19 protein-coding genes are annotated in these 17,456 nt (G+C 38.8%); all 19 read right to left on the bottom strand.

The features are described 5' to 3' along the window. Positions 1–250: 250 nt before the first annotated feature. Positions 251–1,585 carry a GH1 family beta-glucosidase gene (locus tag BUB87_RS12605; protein WP_073346155.1) on the bottom strand — a complete coding sequence of 445 codons (1,335 nt, stop codon included), beginning with the start codon at positions 1,583–1,585 and terminating at the stop codon, positions 251–253. 110 nt (positions 1,586–1,695) lie between these two features. Continuing rightward, on the bottom strand, positions 1,696–3,057 hold the full coding sequence (locus BUB87_RS12600; protein WP_073346153.1) for an ABC transporter substrate-binding protein: 1,362 nt from the start codon (positions 3,055–3,057) through the stop codon (positions 1,696–1,698). A 107-nt stretch (positions 3,058–3,164) separates the two neighbouring features. Then, a complete protein-coding gene (locus BUB87_RS12595; protein WP_073346150.1) occupies positions 3,165–4,040 on the bottom strand; it encodes a carbohydrate ABC transporter permease in 876 nt (291 codons plus the stop codon). Continuing rightward, a complete protein-coding gene (locus BUB87_RS12590; protein ID WP_073346148.1) occupies positions 4,040–4,933 on the bottom strand; it encodes a carbohydrate ABC transporter permease in 894 nt (297 codons plus the stop codon). The genes BUB87_RS12595 and BUB87_RS12590 overlap by 1 nt, the downstream gene beginning before the upstream one ends. A gap of 408 nt (positions 4,934–5,341) precedes the next feature. Further along, on the bottom strand, positions 5,342–5,716 hold the full coding sequence (locus tag BUB87_RS12585; protein WP_073346145.1) for a desulfoferrodoxin: 375 nt from the start codon (positions 5,714–5,716) through the stop codon (positions 5,342–5,344). 39 nt (positions 5,717–5,755) lie between these two features. Beyond that, positions 5,756–6,259, bottom strand: coding sequence for a rubrerythrin family protein (locus BUB87_RS12580; protein ID WP_073346143.1), 504 nt, complete (start codon positions 6,257–6,259; stop codon positions 5,756–5,758). Between the two features lie 187 nt (positions 6,260–6,446). Beyond that, positions 6,447–7,397 carry a transketolase family protein gene (locus BUB87_RS12575; RefSeq protein ID WP_073346141.1) on the bottom strand — a complete coding sequence of 317 codons (951 nt, stop codon included), beginning with the start codon at positions 7,395–7,397 and terminating at the stop codon, positions 6,447–6,449. Further along, on the bottom strand, positions 7,387–8,211 hold the full coding sequence (locus BUB87_RS12570; protein WP_073346139.1) for a transketolase: 825 nt from the start codon (positions 8,209–8,211) through the stop codon (positions 7,387–7,389). The genes BUB87_RS12575 and BUB87_RS12570 overlap by 11 nt, the downstream gene beginning before the upstream one ends. A gap of 13 nt (positions 8,212–8,224) precedes the next feature. After that, entirely contained in the window at positions 8,225–9,070 is an 846-nt protein-coding gene (locus BUB87_RS12565) for a YitT family protein (RefSeq protein WP_073346137.1), read from the bottom strand. Then, complete coding sequence (locus tag BUB87_RS12560) at positions 9,067–9,825, bottom strand: WecB/TagA/CpsF family glycosyltransferase (RefSeq protein ID WP_073346135.1); 759 nt, start codon at positions 9,823–9,825, stop codon at positions 9,067–9,069. Before BUB87_RS12560 ends, BUB87_RS12565 begins: the two co-directional genes overlap by 4 nt. Next, positions 9,818–10,918: a polysaccharide pyruvyl transferase CsaB gene (gene csaB / locus BUB87_RS12555; RefSeq protein ID WP_073346132.1), complete on the bottom strand. Its 1,101-nt coding sequence runs from the start codon at positions 10,916–10,918 to the stop codon at positions 9,818–9,820. Before csaB ends, BUB87_RS12560 begins: the two co-directional genes overlap by 8 nt. A 29-nt stretch (positions 10,919–10,947) precedes the next feature. After that, on the bottom strand, positions 10,948–11,382 hold the full coding sequence (locus BUB87_RS12550) for a hypothetical protein (protein ID WP_407641847.1): 435 nt from the start codon (positions 11,380–11,382) through the stop codon (positions 10,948–10,950). A gap of 72 nt (positions 11,383–11,454) precedes the next feature. Further along, the gene (locus BUB87_RS12545; RefSeq protein ID WP_073346130.1) at positions 11,455–11,805 is read right to left on the bottom strand and encodes a type II toxin-antitoxin system PemK/MazF family toxin; all 351 of its coding nucleotides are present in this window, start codon (positions 11,803–11,805) and stop codon (positions 11,455–11,457) included. Position 11,806: 1 nt separating this feature from the next. Further along, positions 11,807–12,082 carry a CopG family ribbon-helix-helix protein gene (locus BUB87_RS12540; RefSeq protein ID WP_073346127.1) on the bottom strand — a complete coding sequence of 92 codons (276 nt, stop codon included), beginning with the start codon at positions 12,080–12,082 and terminating at the stop codon, positions 11,807–11,809. 55 nt (positions 12,083–12,137) lie between these two features. Beyond that, on the bottom strand, positions 12,138–13,265 hold the full coding sequence (gene alr / locus BUB87_RS12535) for an alanine racemase (protein ID WP_073346124.1): 1,128 nt from the start codon (positions 13,263–13,265) through the stop codon (positions 12,138–12,140). Between the two features lie 66 nt (positions 13,266–13,331). Beyond that, positions 13,332–14,846 carry a bifunctional ADP-dependent NAD(P)H-hydrate dehydratase/NAD(P)H-hydrate epimerase gene (locus BUB87_RS12530; RefSeq protein WP_073346121.1) on the bottom strand — a complete coding sequence of 505 codons (1,515 nt, stop codon included), beginning with the start codon at positions 14,844–14,846 and terminating at the stop codon, positions 13,332–13,334. Between the two features lie 37 nt (positions 14,847–14,883). Further along, positions 14,884–15,552, bottom strand: a complete 669-nt coding sequence (locus tag BUB87_RS12525; RefSeq protein ID WP_073346119.1) for a TIGR01906 family membrane protein — start codon at positions 15,550–15,552, stop codon at positions 14,884–14,886. Between the two features lie 76 nt (positions 15,553–15,628). Then, positions 15,629–15,976 (bottom strand): DUF6514 family protein, encoded by a 348-nt coding sequence (locus BUB87_RS12520; protein ID WP_073346116.1) that lies wholly within the window; start codon positions 15,974–15,976, stop codon positions 15,629–15,631. Positions 15,977–16,149: 173 nt separating this feature from the next. Next, positions 16,150–17,184: a glycoside hydrolase family 5 protein gene (locus BUB87_RS12515; protein ID WP_073346114.1), complete on the bottom strand. Its 1,035-nt coding sequence runs from the start codon at positions 17,182–17,184 to the stop codon at positions 16,150–16,152. Between the last annotated feature and the right edge of the window lie 272 nt (positions 17,185–17,456).

Below are 17,456 nucleotides of genomic sequence, written 5' to 3'. Positions count from 1 at the left end.
AGACTGGTCTTTGCCTTGCTGAGCAAAGGCCAAATCTACCAACCGGGAGGTAATGGATAGATTTAGCAAATACATTTAACTGAATATCAGCTAAGTTTCCTTCCATTATTATCCAATATATGGTGGGTTTATTAAGTGTTGTCTTTTTTAGAGTTTTTGAGGCCTTTATTTTTCAAGGTTCCAAAAAATACCACTTGACATTACACCGCTTGTCTTTATCAATCGCATTCATAAGCATACAAACAAAAGATTAATCTACGGAATTATTTGCGATGACATCCTTGTACCAGCGAGCGCTTTTCTTCCAGAGCCTTCTTTGTGTCTCATAATCGACATAAATGAGGCCAAACCTCTTGCTATAACCAAAAGCCCATTCGAAGTTATCCATAAGAGACCATACAAAATAGCCTTTTAATTTAACACCATCTCTTATGGCCTCAGCTGCCTTCTCAAAGTGTTTCTTTAAATAATTTAACCTGTCTATATCATCAATTTGATCGTTTTCTACTACATCCTTAAATGCGGCGCCGTTTTCGGTAATATATAGATCTATATCGCCATAATCCTTTTTAATCCTTAAAAGCAAATCATATAACCCTTGGGGATATACTTCCCAATCCATATCAGTGTACTGGCCCTCAGGCTTAAGTGTTTCCACACCAAATTGGGCATCAGGGTTATGTTTTACAAGGCTTCTGCTATAATAATTGATACCGAGAAAATCAATATTTGATGAAATAAGCTTCATATCACTTTCCTGTATTTCAGGTATTTTGGCAAAGGTTCCAAAGACTTTTACCATATCATCAGGATATTGTCCTTTGAAAACAGGATCTAAAAACCACCTATTTGAAAAGCCATCTGATATCGTTGCTGCTTGTAAATCATCTGCGCTATTAGATGCCGGATAAGACGGAGTCAGGTTTAACGTTATGCCGATTTTTCCATCCAATCCCATCTGTCTAAATACTTCTACCGCTTTGCCGTGAGACAATAATACGTTGTGAGCCGCCAACAATGCAGCTGAAAAATCTTTTAAGCCCGGTGCATGAACGCCAATGGCGTGACCCAAAAACGACGTGCACCATGGTTCGTTATGGGTTATCCAATGTTTAACCCTATCCCCATATTGCTTAAACATTTGCTGAGCATATTCAGCAAAATAATCTGTGGTATCGCGATTGGTCCAGCCGCCTCTATCCTGCAATGCCTGAGGTAAATCCCAGTGATACAATGTAACAAATGGTTGAATACCTTGTCTCAACAATTCATCTATTAAATTGTTGTAGAAATCAACACCCTTTTGATTTATTTTACCTGTTCCATCAGGTATAACCCTTGGCCAGGAGATAGAAAAACGGTAGCCTTTAACACCCATCTCTTTTAATATTTGAACATCTTCTTTGTATCTGTGATAGTGATCACATGCTACGTCACCATTTTGATTATTCCATACATTACCGGGTATATGAGAAAAACGGTCCCATATAGATTCTCCCCTGCCGTCTTCATTGGCTGCACCTTCTATTTGGTACGCAGCTGTCGCTGTACCCCATACAAAATCGTCAGGAAATTTATGTACCATACTATATCTCCTCTCTTATAAATTTTTTTCTTATTTAATTATATCACTCAGGAAAACATTATAAGAAACAATATGCATAGATTCTTAAAAGAATCTATGCATATTATATACTATTTATTGTTTTTGAAAAGATCGTTTAACTTCTGCTGCAGGCCAGGTGTTACCTCTGATGCTTTCTTCTTGCCATTTAATACCTGGTTAATTTCGTTATCAACTAACGTCCTGATTTGCGTATAATTTGTGATCAAGTGGTTGTATGACTCTGTACCATACTTTAATCCACCTTCTACAACATTCTTCAGATCATCCTTGTTTATTGTTGGGAAGTTGTTGTAATACGCCTCCAATGCATTGGTATTAGCAGGAGGTGTACCACCGCTGAGTTTAACAGATTTTTCTTGTACATCTTTCTGCAACAGGTACATTATCCACTGGAATGCTTCATCAGGATGTTTGCTGCCCTTTAAAATAAACAGAGGATCAACATACGTTACGTCTCTCACATTAGGATCGTTACCTACAGGTATTGCCGCGACACCTACTTTAAATTTAACACTGCCGGCACCCGTCAATACCCACCCGCCATTGACTTCCATTCCTACCTTGCCTGTGAAGAACACATCACTGCCACTGGCCAGAGCCTGAGACATAGCAGGTGAAGGCATCACCTTATCCTTCCATACAAGATCTGCTATCCTTTGTACAGCATTTGTGGCTTCGGGTGAGGCAAAGAAATTCTGCGATGGCTTTCCACCGTTTGTCCAGGTATCATCAGAATAAATCTTTGCGCCAAAGTATATTGGGTTCATATCATTAGAGCCCCATGCCCAGTTTAAACCGTACTGTACTTTTGAAGGATCTTTGGATACAATGGTTAATTTTTTCGCATACTCAACCATTTTGTCAAAAGTCCAGCTCTTATCCTCATAGCTTGACGGAGGATTGGGCAATCCCGCTTTCTTAAATAAATCTTGATTGTAAGCTAACACTGAAACATATGCGTAAACAGGAATACCATACTGCTTTCCATTTACGTTATATGAATCCAATTCCTTTTGAGGAATCCCAATCGAAACGGGGTCAAAATTATTCTTTTTCATTAAAGGAGTTAAATCCGTCAACATACCTTTGTTGTAATATTCCATAAATCCGCCAGATCCCCAATGAGATGTAACATCAGGTGGATTGCCGCCGGCGATCATCGTCTGTAACTTTGGATCAAACTGATCCCATGGTACTGCCACCACATTTACTTTTATATTTGGATGGGTCTTCTCAAAATCGGGAATCAGCTTTTTAATAAATATTTTATCCGGAGCGTTTATTGTATAATGAGTAATCGTGACTACTTTATTGGATCCCCCACCATTGCTGGTATTGCTTGAGGATGTCTTGGACCCTGATGAACATCCTGCCAAAATAACCGAAAGAACCATCATTGACACAAGTGCCACTGATATCAGTTTCTTCATCAAATTTTCCTCCTTTTCATATAATAAATTTGTCGTCGATCTTATTGCAAAATATCAATTTACTACTGGTAAACCACATCACCTCCCCCAAAAAGGTTCAAAAATCATCAACCTTTTGACCCTGTTAAAACAATGCCTTCGACAAAGTACCTCTGGAAGAAGAAGAACAAAAGTACTATAGGCAACACTGCATAAATGGATGCTACCATCAACAAATTCCACGGTACAATCCTATAAAGCGATCTCATGCTGGCCATCCCTATAGGCAGCGTATAAGATGACTCAGAGCTTAGGTATATAACCGGTGCCAGCAGGTTATTCCAGTGGTACACAAAGGAGAATATAGCCGCTGTAGCCAATGCTGCGCCTGATAGCGGTAAAGCTATCTGCCAGAACATCCTGAATTCGCTGCACCCATCCAGTCTGGCTGCTTCAAATAGCTCTTCAGGCAATGTGGTGAAAAACTGTCTTAATAAGAATATCAAGTACGCTGATCCAAAATAGGTTGGAACAATTAAAGGAAGTAGCGTATCTACCCACCCCAGCTTCTTAAATAGCAAGAACTGAGGGATCATAACAGCCGGATATGGAAGCATCATTGTTGATAATAATATCATAAACAAAATGTTTTTCCCCTTTGCCCTAAACCTGGCAAACCCATAAGCAACCAGAGACGACGAAATCAATTCACCCAGTACCGCAAATACAGCGTATATTATGCTATTTTTAAAGTACGTTCCAAAAGCCAGCTCGCTAAAAAGCCTCGTAAAGTTACTCCACACAAAAGGATGCGGTATCCACGTAGGAGGGAAAACCAGCATTTCTGAATCGCTCTTTAAAGCTGTCGATACCATGAAGAAAACCGGTAGCAACATCAGTATTGAAAACAATACTAATACTATAAAAGCAATGATCGCACCAATATCAATCCGCTTTTTCCTCTTAACAGGATGAACGGGTCTATCCAATGCGTGATTAATCATCAGTTTTTCCCTCCTTCGTAGTAAACAAAACTGTTTGAAAATTTCATAATAATGTAAGTCAATATAGCAACCGATACCAATAATAACCAGGCCATAGCCGATGCATAACCGACTTTAAAATTGCTAAATGCATTCTGATAGAGGTAATATACGTAGAACAATGTCGCATAATGTGGTCCACCCTGTGTCATAACAAACGCCTGGGTAAATACCTGAAACGAACCTATAATGCCGGTTATAAGCTGGAACAATACAACAGGCGAAATCATCGGAAACGTAACGTTCCAGAACCTCTGCCAGCTGTTAGCTCCATCTAGTAAAGCGGCTTCGTAAAGCGATTTCGGTACCCCCTGAAGTGACGCTAGGAAAATAACCATTCCCTGACCTACACCCCATAAGCTCATAAGTATCAATGAAGGTATAGCCCATTTTTCATCCAACAGCCACTGAGGTCCTTTTATATGGAAAAACTTCTGCAACAAATAATTTAATATACCTAAATCAGGATTCAATATCCACAACCAGAGCAACGACATTGCAACACCGCCAACAACTGTTGGGAGATATATTGCCGTCCTGAAAAATCTCTGGCCCGGAACCTTTTGGTTGACCAAAAGTGCTACACATATCGACAGTATCAGTCCTACAGGAACGCTTACCAATGTGTAATACAACGTTGCCTTAATAGATCTATAAAAAAGCTCGTCATGAAACAAATCTTTAAAATTCTGAAGGCCCACATATTTCGGAGCGTTTACAATATCGTATTGCGTAAAGCTCAGGTAAAGCGATGAGAGTAAAGGATACAGTGTAAACACTATAAAACCTATAATCCAGGGAGCAATAAAAATGTAAAATAACCTTTGTTCCCGTTTTTCAAATTTTGAAAGCATATCATTTCACCCCTTGCCTAAAACGTTTTATTTTTTGTGGATACTATACCGTTTTCAAAAGCTTATCACCCTCTTTTTTTTAAAAATCAATCCTCACTTCCTATACATTTTATCTTATTTTAAGCAATTATTTTTGTTAATCTATTATAAGTATATACCATATATTTTCATAGTTCAACTTTAAAATCACCACATATACATTCGTTTTCCCAGGCTTTTTGTCCTTTTTCTCTTTATTACTCTCTCATTCTTCGTTTTACAACGATTTCGGTATTATTTTTCCTGTAGATATGAGATTATATTTAAATCACTATAAAGCTCATTTTTTATAAAAAGATTTAAAAATAAAAGGTTGATATAAACATACAAAAAAGGTCCTTTTATAAGGACCTTTTTTGTAATAATATCTTATGAACGCCACAAACCATGAAGGTTACAATATGACCTTGCTCTTACATCAACAGCATCCTTTACTTCAAATTGTGCCTGAGGCAAATCTCCTGGCTTGAGATCTTTTCTATATATTTTCCCATCCGCATAAAGTTCAATAAACTCTATATAATGTTTTTCCTCCATCGGATGTAGTACGCTGCCTACTTTTACAGTTACTATATCGCCATCCCTCTCAATAACAGGCATATGCTTTTCCTTACCCGTATCACCTGATTTCTCCTGAAGCAACACCATCGGCTCACCACAACAAATCAAATCTCCGCCACCAACATGCAGGACTTCAACGATATTACCGCATTTATCGCATTTGTATATCTGACCTATTTCCACTTTACAACTCTCCTCTCATTATTTTTGGTTAACCTTCGCTTAAAACTCCTTGAACATTTCCTTTTTAGTGCCGCATATAGGGCATGTATCCGGTGCCTCACCAACCACTGTGTATCCGCATACCGGGCATACATAGACCTTGCCTATATTAATGTCTTGATCCTTTACTGCCGCTTCTCTGGCCTCTGAATACAACTTTTCGTGAATTTTCTCCGCTTCTATAGCGTAATGAATGCTCTTCACAGCCTGTTTTTCACTCTGAAGATTTGCTACTGCATCATAGGCTGGATACATCTCATTTACTTCAAAGTTTTCTCCAGAGATAGCTTTTTCCAGATTGTCCTTCGTGTCACTCAACTCACCTAATGTCTTAAAATGATTGGTCGCGTGTACCTGTTCGGCATAAGCTATTGCTTTAAACAATCTGGCAATATTAGCCTTACCCTCTTTTTCGGCCTTATCAGAAAAAATTAAATATCTCATATGCGCCTGACTTTCACCTGCAAATGCATTAGCTAAATTTGCTTTTGTCATCTCTCTCATACTCATTACCCCCAATTAATAATTTTTATGTATTTATTATTTTTCTTTACTAATCTTAGTATACATAATTTTTATTGATTTGTAAAGAGTTTTTTTTAATAATTATTATATTTTATTTTAACAAAAAAACTATAAAAGAATCATCAGATTCTTTTATAGTTTGCCTCTAAGCCTGGAACATAATGCATCAATCACGCTTTTTTAATTTTAATACCCCTATTACCTCATTTACAATATCCTCAGGAGTAAGATGATATAGCTTCAACAGCTCATCGGGTTTACCTGACTGTCCAAACTGATCCTTTATTCCTACGCGCCTTACAGGAACAGGAACCCTTTCACTGACCACCTCACAAACAGCCGAACCCAATCCTCCTATTATACTATGCTCCTCTGCCGTCACTATGGCTCCTGTCTCCCACGCCGATTTGATTATCAGCTCTTCATCAATAGGTTTTATGGTGTGTATATCGATGACCTTTGCGCTTATCCCCTTGCTTTTTAATATTTCATGGGCCTCTAACGCCGCCGCTACCATTATCCCTGTGGCTATTATGGTTACATCACTTCCCTCTCTCAATACGATGCCTTTCCCTATCTCGAATTTGTAGCCATCAGCCTCGTATATTACAGGTACGCTCAATCTACCTAATCGGATATAAACAGGCCCATAGTATTCTGCTGCCGCTTTTATCGCAGCTTTCGTCTCTACATCGTCTGCCGGGTTTATAACGACCATACCAGGTATCGCCCTCATTATAGCAATATCCTCTACCGATTCGTGAGTCGCTCCGTCTTCTCCTACTGTAATCCCCGCATGAGTCGCTGCAATCTTTACATTTAGCCTTGGATAAGCTATAGAATTCCTGATCTGTTCAAACGCCCTGCCTGTGGCAAATATCGCAAAGGAACTGGCAAAAGGTATTTTCCCGCACGTAGCAAAACCCGCCGCCGTTCCCATGAGATCCTGTTCTGATATGCCTACATTGAAAAATCTCTCGGGAAATTTTTTTGCAAAATCTGCTGTTTTGGTGGATTTTGATAAATCGGCGTCAAGAACAACTATATCTTTATTCGTCTCTCCTAATTCTGCCAATGCTTTACCGTAAGATTCTCTTGTCGCTATTTTATTGCTCATTTCCATCCCCCAATTCTAAAAGTGCTCTCTCCATCTGTTCTTCATTGGGCGCGCTGCCATGCCATCCTACCTGGTTTTCCATGAATGATACCCCTTTGCCTTTTACGGTGTGGGCTATTATCATTGTGGGCTTACCTTTTGTCTCCTTTGCCTTTTTTACTGCATCTCTTATTTGATCGTAATTGTGACCATCTATTTCCAGTACATTCCATCCAAAAGCTTTCCATTTGTCTACCACTGGCTCTACGGTCATTACTTCGTCGTTAGTACCGTCTATCTGTAACTTATTATAATCCAAAAAGGCTGTGAGGTTGTCCAACTTGTAGTGAGCCGAGGTCATAGCTGCCTCCCATATCATGCCTTCCTGTATTTCTCCATCGCCCAGCATCACATAAACCCTATAGCTTTTTTTGTCCAATTTCGCCGCTAATGCCATCCCATTGGCTGCAGATAGCCCTTGTCCCAGCGAACCTGTGGTCATATCTACCCCCGGTGTGCTCTTCATATCAGGGTGTCCCTGTAACATGGCTCCTGTCTGCCTTAATTTCATTAATTCTTCTTTTGGGAAATAACCTCGTTCAGCCAGTACAGCATAAAGTGCCGGCGCCGCATGGCCTTTTGACAGCACAAATCTGTCTCTCTCTTCCCATTTTGGATTTTTAGGGTCGATATTCATGATCTCAAAGTACAAAGTAACCAAGATATCAGTTGCTGACAGTGATCCGCCCGGATGTCCTGATTTTGCTGCCGTCACGGACTTTATTATGTTTCTTCTGACCTCTGTCGCAATGTGAGCTAATTTCTCGTTGTCCATGGTTTTTAACCTCCTATATCTTATTAAATCCCTCTCCAATCACATCATATGCATCCAGTATGACAACAAAAGCCCTTTCGTCAAATTCCTTTACAATCTCTCTTAGCTTCACGACCTGGCTTTTGTCAACGACACACATTATTATATCCCTGTGATGGCCCGAAAAAGCTCCTGTCCCATCCAGTAATGTCGCACCTCTATCCAATTCTTTCATTATTTTAGCCGTTATCTCCTTATGTCTTTTGGAGATTATAAGCGCAACTCTATTAGTAGTTATACCCTCTTGTATGATATCTATCAATTTTATCGACAAAAATTCTGCAGCAAGGGCATATAATGCCTTTTCTGGATTAAATATAATACCTGCCAGTGCTATTATAACAAAATCAATTATAAGTAACAAGCGCCCTACCGTTAATTTCCTTATATACTTATGTAATACCATTGCTGCCAGATCTGTTCCACCGGTTGTGGCATGGTACTTTATAACAATTCCAAGCCCCAAACCCATTAAAAGCCCCCCGTATACTGTGGCCAGAATAGCATCATGGGTAAGGGGGCGCATGCTCGACGTTAAATCAATAAGCACACCTAATAAAATTGTAGCATAAAACGTCTTGATACCAAATTTAGCACCTAATACCCTTATGGCAATCAAAAACAACGGCACATTGATCAGTATCGTCAACGTACCTACAGGCCAACCTGTCAGGTAATTTATCTCTATAGCAAAACCACTGACTCCACCTGGAGCTATTTGATTCGGTTGTAAAAAAAGATTTAGTGAAAGAGCCGTAAGCAGCGTACCAAAAGAAATTCCTATAAAATCCGTGATTTTTTCTCTAATACTTTCTGTCATTTCATCACCCTTTTGCGCTCGTTTAAAATTCGCATCATAAACCGCGGGAGAGCAAGCATCCTTTTATACCTCCAGGGTTGTGTTATCAGGCGGTATAGCCATTCCAATCCCAGGCGTTGAAAAATTTTTGGAGCTCTTTTTACTTTGCCCGCCAACACATCAATACTGCCGCCTACCGCCATACAGACGCCAGAATATAATTCTCCTTTGTACTTTTGTATCCACTTTTCCTGTTTTGGTACACCCATTCCTACAAACAATACATCAGGCGCTTTTATGTTTATCTCCTGTAAAAGCACTTCTTCATAGTCCGGCGGATAATAGCCATGGTATGCACCTGTCACCTTTATTCCCTTAAATTGCTCTTGAATCCTTCTTTTAGCTTCTTCAGCAACTCCTGGAGATCCACCTAAAAAGCATATAGAGTAACCTTTCTTATGGCAGAGCTTTATAATCTCCATCATCAAATCATACCCAGCAACACGCGCCTTTAAAGGTTGGTTTAACAACCTGGAAGCTATAACAACGCCTATACCATCTGGGACGTTTAGGTCGCTGTCATTTAATATCTCCATAAGCTCCTTATCTTCCTGGGCTTTCATAATCATCTCCGGGTTAGGAGTATACACGACACGGCATCGAATATCATCTAGTTCGAGGATAAACTTTTCGATTAAATCCAGCGCTTCTCCCATTTCTATATTGTCAACAGGTACTCCCAAAATATTGACCAGATTCCTCTTATTTTCAATCATGTAACCATCTCTGCCTTTCTAGCACGCTAAAAGCTATCTTGTTGTTTTCCATTGCTTTCTGTCTCAATTCTTCTGCTTTTCTTTTAAGACATCTTGATATCTCATTTTTATGCATAACGACATCCAAAAACTGGTTCAACAATCTTTCACTATTTACTTCATCGATATGATTAAGATATTGCTGTCCTATAATGTTAAAAAAATTATCAATTTTAGGATCATAGGATATGCCGATAACAGGCACACCATTTAAAACAGAAAAAATCATCGCATGTAATCTCATTCCTATCATATAATCAAATTTACTTACAATACCCAGCACTTCATATACATCATAATTGCCCTTTATAACATAAGATCTTTCCAGGTCCCTTGAAATCTCCTCGCACGCACGCAAATCTTCATTCTTTTGCATCGGTAAAAAAACTATATTAAAATCCTCTATGTTCCGTACTTTATTCACAAAATCTTTCAACGCTTCTTTTACATAATCAAAGTTTTTCCACTTGCGAATAGAAATACCTAATATTTTATTGTTTAATGGGATACCTTCTTTTTCATAGATATCCTCTACATTAATATCCTCCGGGACTTTCAAGAGAAATGCGGGATCTGCTGTTATAAATACGTCAGTTTTTACACCTATTTCATCTAATTGACGCTTTGATAAAAGATCTCTTACAGTAATTACCTGTGCTTTATTGCTAATATTTCTTACCAATAATCTATTAAAACCAATATTTATAGGGCCAACGCCATTAGCATAATACATAATGGGCTTTTTCAAAAGCCATGCCATATATATTATTCCACTATAATACAAAATGTTTCTAAAACTTGTAACATCCTGTAATAATCCGCCGCCACCGCTTATCAGCATATCAGAATGGGAGAGGGTTGTCCATATACTGCGTATATCCATGCGATTAATGGCTTTGACATCATGCATCTTTGCTGTCTCAGCTGGATTATTAGATAAAACTATGATATCCAAATCCGGTCTTTCGCTTTTCATAGAGTTTACAATTGCCCTTAAAATAGCTTCATCTCCAGTGTTTCCAAAACCATAATATCCTGATATTACAACCCTCATTAAATACCCTCTCCATCAGTAAATTTTATCTACTTTACAGTATAACTGCCTTTGACCATCACAATCACTGTATCGCTTATAGCCTTTATCCCTCTCCCATCAGACCTGGGAGTTATCAAGAGATGGTTAAAAGGAACTATAGCTCCATTTTTAAGATCTTCGCCCTTTGTAACATCAGATAACCCATCAGGACCTGATATTATCGATGCCTTTCCGCCTCTTACAATAATCTGAGTTCCAGCATCCAAAATAAGGCTCTGAGAATTTTTTAAATAGATGATTTCCCAACCTTGCAGCGAATTCTGTATCTGCGAGATTTTTGCATCCACATAACTTTTAGTCACCAAAGGATCCTGCTGACTTCCGGGATCTGCTGTATCTGCAAATGTGTTTTTATAAAGCCAGAATGATCCAACCACAGCAAAAAATACGCCTATCAATATGTACTTTTTTATTTTCAACACAATCACTCCTATACCATATAATATTATATCAGCAAAAGGTAAAAAATTAAAGGACATTCACATAGAATATCCTTAAAAATCTATCAGACCCATACTGATCTGGATGGCTTCATTTACCTTTTCCATTATGTCATTTTCCAGATGACCTATCTTTTCGCGCAAACGTTTTTTGTCAATAGTCCTAACCTGCTCCAAAAGTATTACAGAATCCTTGGAAAGTCCAATATCTGTACCTGAGATTTCGACATGAGTGGGCAACTTAGCCTTATTTATCTGCGATGTTATCGCAGCGACAATAACAGTCGGGCTATACTTATTGCCGATGTCGTTTTGTATTATCAGAACTGGCCTTACACCTCCCTGTTCGGACCCGATAACAGGGCTTAAATCTGCGTAAAAAACATCTCCTCGCCTTATAATCATATCAATCACACTTTGATAATTTTATTTCGTAAGTAGTGATGCACTCATTTTCTGCGGTAAATCCCAGTTCTGCCAGTTCTATATTTATCGCAGCCATCTCCATATAACCTTTTTTCATGCTTTCTCTAATCTGCATCTTCTTTTTTTCTTTTATATAAAGCTTCATGGCTTCGCGTATAAACTCAGACCTATTACAATTTTCTATAGAGGCAATATGATCCACCTCTTCTAATAAACTTTCAGGAAGACTGACAAGAATTCTTTTATTGGCGCCCACTCTATAGACCTCCTCATACTGATATATCTTATTATATATTACAGTATATATCCTGTCAACTGCCAATATAAACCCTCGGGACCCTTTTGCCCACCATGCACAATACCTCGTAATTAATAGTGCCAAGCTTATCGGCAATTTCCTCAACAGGCAAAGTGCTATTACCACTCATGCCGAATAAAACAACTTCTTCACCCATCCTGACCCCTTCTACGTCTGTAACGTCAACCATCATCTGATCCATACATATGGTACCTACCACAGGAGCAAACTGCCCTTTTATCAATACCCTCGCCTTACCAGTTAACATCCTGGTGAAACCATCGGCATAACCAATCGGCACCGTCGCTATAACGCTTTTCCTCCTTGTTTTAAACCTCCTTCCGTAGCTTATGTATGCACCCGGCTCCACGCTTTTTACATGGATTACCTTGCTTTTTAGAGACATTGCTGGTCTAAGCGGTATAGATTTTGAAACTTCATCTGACGGGTAATGGCCGTATAGAATTATTCCCGGCCGCACGGCGTCCAGCTCCATCTCGGGTAAGTCCAGTATTGCTGCACTATTTGAAACATGCCTCAAAGGTATTTCTATCTCTTTTTCCAAATCATCGACTAAATTTCTAAAAAGCTCATATTGTTTATAAGTATAGGTTTTGTCCCTTTCATCGGCCGCCGCAAAGTGCGTAAATATACCTTCCACCTGTATCCCTGGCAATGAGGCCATCTGTCGTATTTCCTGCCTCGCTCTTTCATAATCGGTATATCCTATTCTCCCCATACCTGTATCTATCTTCACATGTATCTTTGTCTTCTTATGCCTGATAGTAGCTTCCTGCGATATCCTCCTGACATAATTTAAGTCAAATACCGTCTGAGATATATCATATTCTACCACGTATTTTAATTGGTCTTCTGGTGTATATCCCAAAATCAATATAGGTACATCAATCCCGTTTTCTCTGAGTTCAATCGCTTCATCCAAAATCGCCACAGCCAGGTATTTCACACCTTCATCAACCAGAACCCTGGATACCTGTACCGCCCCATGTCCGTAAGCATCTGCTTTTACTACAGCAATGATTTCAACACCTTTATTCAGGGACTCTCTAACTTTTCGTAGATTGTAGCGAATGTTGTCTAAATTTACCTCAGCCCATACCGGTCTCAAAAAATCTTTCAATTTCTTTCTCCTCTCTTGTGCGATAAATATATATGACTATGTACCCGTTTGTATTCCTATTATCTTTTACTTTTCTTGCAGCTTTTTAATGGCCTCGGGTATATATTTTATTATATCACCGGCTATCATCCCATATTCACCATTTTTTTCTTTAGCAATATCTCCCGCCATACCGTGTAAGAAGACACCGCCTGTAGCCGCCAATAGAGGTTCGCATCCTAGTGCCAAAAGTCCTGTGATTATTCCAGTGAGAACATCTCCCGAACCAGCTGTAGCCATACCAGGATTACCCGTGGTATTTATTACAACACCTTTATCGGATGCAATGATTGTTCTCGAACCTTTAAGTACCGTAATCGACTTATACCTCTGCGCAAATTCTAACGCGACATTTATCCTGTCTGATTGTACCTGTTCCACTGTGGCATTTATAAGCCTAGCCATTTCTCCAGGATGAGGCGTTACTATAAATGGCGCTTTTATAAATTTCAAAAGATCTTGATTTCTTGATAGAAAATTCAAGGCATCTGCATCTAAAACCATAGGTCTGTGGGACGCCTCAATTACTTTTGATATAATCGAACCAGCAGCTTCCGATTGCCCCATGCCAGGACCTATCGCTATAGCATCACAGTTTGCGATGTGCTCATACAGATCTTCAAATCTGCTATAACCTATCTTGACCACTTCCAAAGCCATTCCTTCCACAGAGTTTAACACATCATCTGGCACGGCAAGGTAAACCAACCCTGCGCCAGTCCTCAGGCAGGACGTCGCTGCCATAACCGCAGCACCTGTCATTCCGCGGGAACCGGCAATGATTAAAGCTTTTCCATATGTCCCTTTGTGGGTATTTTCCTCTCTTTTAAGAAAGCACTTTGATGCCGTCTCCTGGTCGTTGAGCACAATCTTTATGTCTTGAGTATTTATTGCCTGCTGGGGTATGCCAATATCGCTTACAATTAACTCCCCTACCATGTCTAACCCAGGATGTACTACAAGTCCTATTTTAGGTAATTGAAATGTAATTGTCAAATCAGCTTTAACACATGTCCCATAAACTTTACCTGTATCGGCTTCTACACCTGAAGGAATATCCACAGATACAACGTATTTTTTTGCACCATTTATTATATCAATGACATCTTTAGTTATTCCTCTTACTTCGCCCTTAAAGCCTGTGCCAAAAATAGCATCAATAATGACATCGCACTCTTTAACAGATTTTTCAGCAAATTTCAGGTTTTCTTTTTGCGAAACCTCCATGACATAAACGCCCATTTTAAATAATATATCCAGATTTATTTTTGCGTCTCCTTTTATAGATGACATGTTATTAAGTACAAAAACCTTTATATCATATCCTTTGTTAAATAAATGTCTTGCAATAGCAAATCCATCACCACCATTATTGCCACTGCCAGCAAAGACAACAGCAGATTTAAAATTTCCTCTAGAAATTATCTGATTCACAACAGAAAGCGCAGCATTTTCCATCAAAACAATGCCGGGTATTCCTAACGTCTCAATTGTGTATTTATCTATTTCCCGCATCTGTTCGCCCGTTGCTACCTTAACCATAGATTGTTCCTCCTACCAACACAATAAAATCAAATCTTCAAATTCTTTTATAAAATCTTCTGGCTATGAATAAAACTATAATCAGTTCTAAAAGGTATCCTGCAATAATATAAAAAGCTGCATCGCTAAAGAAACCCTGTGGAAAGAGGTTCACCAGCATCTCTTTTGAAGGATCTAATAGCCATAAATTATTATTAAAAAAAATCAAATGAAAATAGGTAAAATACCTATTAAAATCCACGTAAAACAAGATAAAAACAATACCTGTAATAACGGCAGATAAAATGGCCAACCACTTTATCAGCACATACAAAAAATCTCTCTTTTTTATCCAAAAATATATAATTGAGATAATCAGAAGCCCTGTTGATATGTTTCTCACCAAAAAGCCTTTTTTAAAAAGATCTCTCACATCCTCCATATGCCTGAGTTCACGCCTGTCAAATAAAAGCTTATCCTTACCTTCTATGTTTACAACTATATTAAGATCGCCTCTTTTCCCTAACAGGTACTCCTGTATATCTTTCGAAATAGCAACCAATTCATCGTATGATATTTTAACGTTTCTTGATATATTATACTTCTTAAACTCCATTCTATAAAACGCATCGTTAAATGCCACCACCTGCAAGTTGGTAAGCAGAAGCGCTACCACCATCGAAACTATAAACATCACTGCCATAATAAAAGCAAATATCTTTTGCATAATAACCCACCTTTGTACATCTCCTTTACTATTATAGCACAAAAATAATAGTCCACATCAAGTGGACTATAAAAATTTATATCGCTACTTCTACATTTTTGTATAAAAATGTATCTATGCTTTCACTTGCACATAAATCAAAGTCAACTATGTACTCCTCTATAATATCGTCCATTACTTCCCACAGATGATACGGTGAAAGAGCCAGGTTAGCAAAGCGCGCGATAAGTTGTTCCACCTTTTCCCTATACGGGCTAATCTTTTCATAAACCTGAGAATACTCTGTCCCATGGCTGTCAATGACAGTAATCTTGATCCCGAATCCCGGTATAACTGCGAGGCGATCTCCAACATACAGCGTCACGCAGTTTTCCACCATTTCGTACTCATAACTCAGATTTTCCTTGGCGTCCGTTTTATACACTTTAATCCCCCTCTAAACATTAATAATAAAAATGAAGTAAATAAACATATTTTATCTATTCTATACGTTTTCACATAATCCTTCTTTTTTTCAGAATTTTTTTTTCGACTTTATTTTGCATAAAAATTCAAAAATATTACATTTACAAAACTCGTGTCGAACATAGTCGAAAATTATATATATCTATGGGGCAACCATCCTCTTTTTACACACTCTCTGAAATCCCACTGGCACTTCCATTCATTGTTGCTATCCACCTCAATTTTATAGCTCCAGAAAAACCAGCCCGCGGCGTTTTCGTAGCCCAAAAGCTGTGACGAGCCAAAAGCCCTCATCGCTGCTTCCTTTTGGAAAGTACTTAATCCTCTCAAAGAATTACCATCAAGACCTAACGACCATTCACCCACATATGTAGGCAATTGTCGCCCTATCTCATAGAGCTCCTCTTTTCTCTTTAGCGCCTTTTCTACGTGTCCCAGTACATCTTTGTTTTTATCCTCGTCTGTAAAACATTGATACATATGGGTATCCAAAATTACATTTGAAAACTCAGGTTCTGACATAAAGCCATCCCATATCAGAGGCCTAAATCCATCGTGTATGACCACTGCCACATCTTCATTCATATGCTTTCTGACCCTTTCATAACCTCTTATGTAGTAGTCCTTTAATATATCTTCTGGCACATCCCAGCGTGGTTCATTTAAAAGTTCTACTCCGATCACGTTATCATAAACCGCATACCGCTGTGCCAACCGCTCAATGACGTCCAGAGACCTCGCTACATTTTCCGGATGTTTATGCCACTCCATAACACCCATTATACCTCCGTTGTCAAAACCATTCTGGCATCCAGGAGCCGCATGTAAGTCTAAAAGCACCCCTATGCCATACCGCGAAGCCGTCTTTACCGCCCAATCCAATACATCTATAGCTCCGACATAAGGTTTTGTATCCCCGAAAATCCAGTGCCCAACTGGTATACGTACAGCATTTATATCAACGTTTGCCAACCATTTAAAATCCTCTTCTGTTATAAACGTCTCCCAATGCTTCCGTAAGCGTTCTTCTGCTTTTGGACCAAGTTCCTGACAAAAAGTCGTCTCATCTACGGCCTTTAAACCTTCAAAAAGAGATGGCGTCATCCACTTTTCCAGTACTAGCCAGCCACCCAGGTTTACTCCCCTTATTTTTTTCTCCTTATTCATAATATAAATCCCCCTCGTATAATATGATTTGTAATCAACCAAAAAGGTCGACCTTTAACAAGATTAATAAAGATCTTTGATATTTAAATATTGTTTCTTTAAATTTCACCATGATTAAATCTATCAAGTGCCACTTGATACTTATGCATACATCGCATAGCTACTACCCATGGTTGGGAAGATGGGTTGTCAAGCCCGAACGCAGTGAGTTCATTTTAGGCTTGACTACTCATCGACCAAACATATAATCCTCTCTGCGATGTATGCTCGAT

This window comes from Caldanaerobius fijiensis DSM 17918 (genome assembly GCF_900129075.1).
Taxonomy (GTDB): Bacteria; Bacillota; Thermoanaerobacteria; order Thermoanaerobacterales; family Caldanaerobiaceae; genus Caldanaerobius; species Caldanaerobius fijiensis.
The sequence above is the reverse complement of the archived record's forward strand: the minus strand, read 5'-3'. Positions and strand labels throughout refer to the sequence as shown.

What these genes read in the sequence shown, in the direction of transcription:
- BUB87_RS12605 (WP_073346155.1), bottom strand. Translation starts at nt 1,585, where the DNA reads ATGGTACATAAATTTCCTGACGATTTTGTATGGGGTACAGCGACAGCT.
- BUB87_RS12600 (WP_073346153.1), bottom strand. Translation starts at nt 3,057, where the DNA reads ATGAAGAAACTGATATCAGTGGCACTTGTGTCAATGATGGTTCTTTCG.
- BUB87_RS12595 (WP_073346150.1), bottom strand. Translation starts at nt 4,040, where the DNA reads ATGATTAATCACGCATTGGATAGACCCGTTCATCCTGTTAAGAGGAAA.
- BUB87_RS12590 (WP_073346148.1), bottom strand. Translation starts at nt 4,933, where the DNA reads ATGCTTTCAAAATTTGAAAAACGGGAACAAAGGTTATTTTACATTTTT.
- BUB87_RS12580 (WP_073346143.1), bottom strand. Translation starts at nt 6,259, where the DNA reads ATGAGAGAGATGACAAAAGCAAATTTAGCTAATGCATTTGCAGGTGAA.
- BUB87_RS12575 (WP_073346141.1), bottom strand. Translation starts at nt 7,397, where the DNA reads ATGAGCAATAAAATAGCGACAAGAGAATCTTACGGTAAAGCATTGGCA.
- BUB87_RS12570 (WP_073346139.1), bottom strand. Translation starts at nt 8,211, where the DNA reads ATGGACAACGAGAAATTAGCTCACATTGCGACAGAGGTCAGAAGAAAC.
- BUB87_RS12565 (WP_073346137.1), bottom strand. Translation starts at nt 9,070, where the DNA reads ATGACAGAAAGTATTAGAGAAAAAATCACGGATTTTATAGGAATTTCT.
- BUB87_RS12560 (WP_073346135.1), bottom strand. Translation starts at nt 9,825, where the DNA reads ATGATTGAAAATAAGAGGAATCTGGTCAATATTTTGGGAGTACCTGTT.
- csaB (WP_073346132.1), bottom strand. Translation starts at nt 10,918, where the DNA reads ATGAGGGTTGTAATATCAGGATATTATGGTTTTGGAAACACTGGAGAT.
- BUB87_RS12545 (WP_073346130.1), bottom strand. Translation starts at nt 11,805, where the DNA reads ATGATTATAAGGCGAGGAGATGTTTTTTACGCAGATTTAAGCCCTGTT.
- BUB87_RS12530 (WP_073346121.1), bottom strand. Translation starts at nt 14,846, where the DNA reads ATGGTTAAGGTAGCAACGGGCGAACAGATGCGGGAAATAGATAAATAC.
- BUB87_RS12525 (WP_073346119.1), bottom strand. Translation starts at nt 15,552, where the DNA reads ATGCAAAAGATATTTGCTTTTATTATGGCAGTGATGTTTATAGTTTCG.
- BUB87_RS12515 (WP_073346114.1), bottom strand. Translation starts at nt 17,184, where the DNA reads ATGAATAAGGAGAAAAAAATAAGGGGAGTAAACCTGGGTGGCTGGCTA.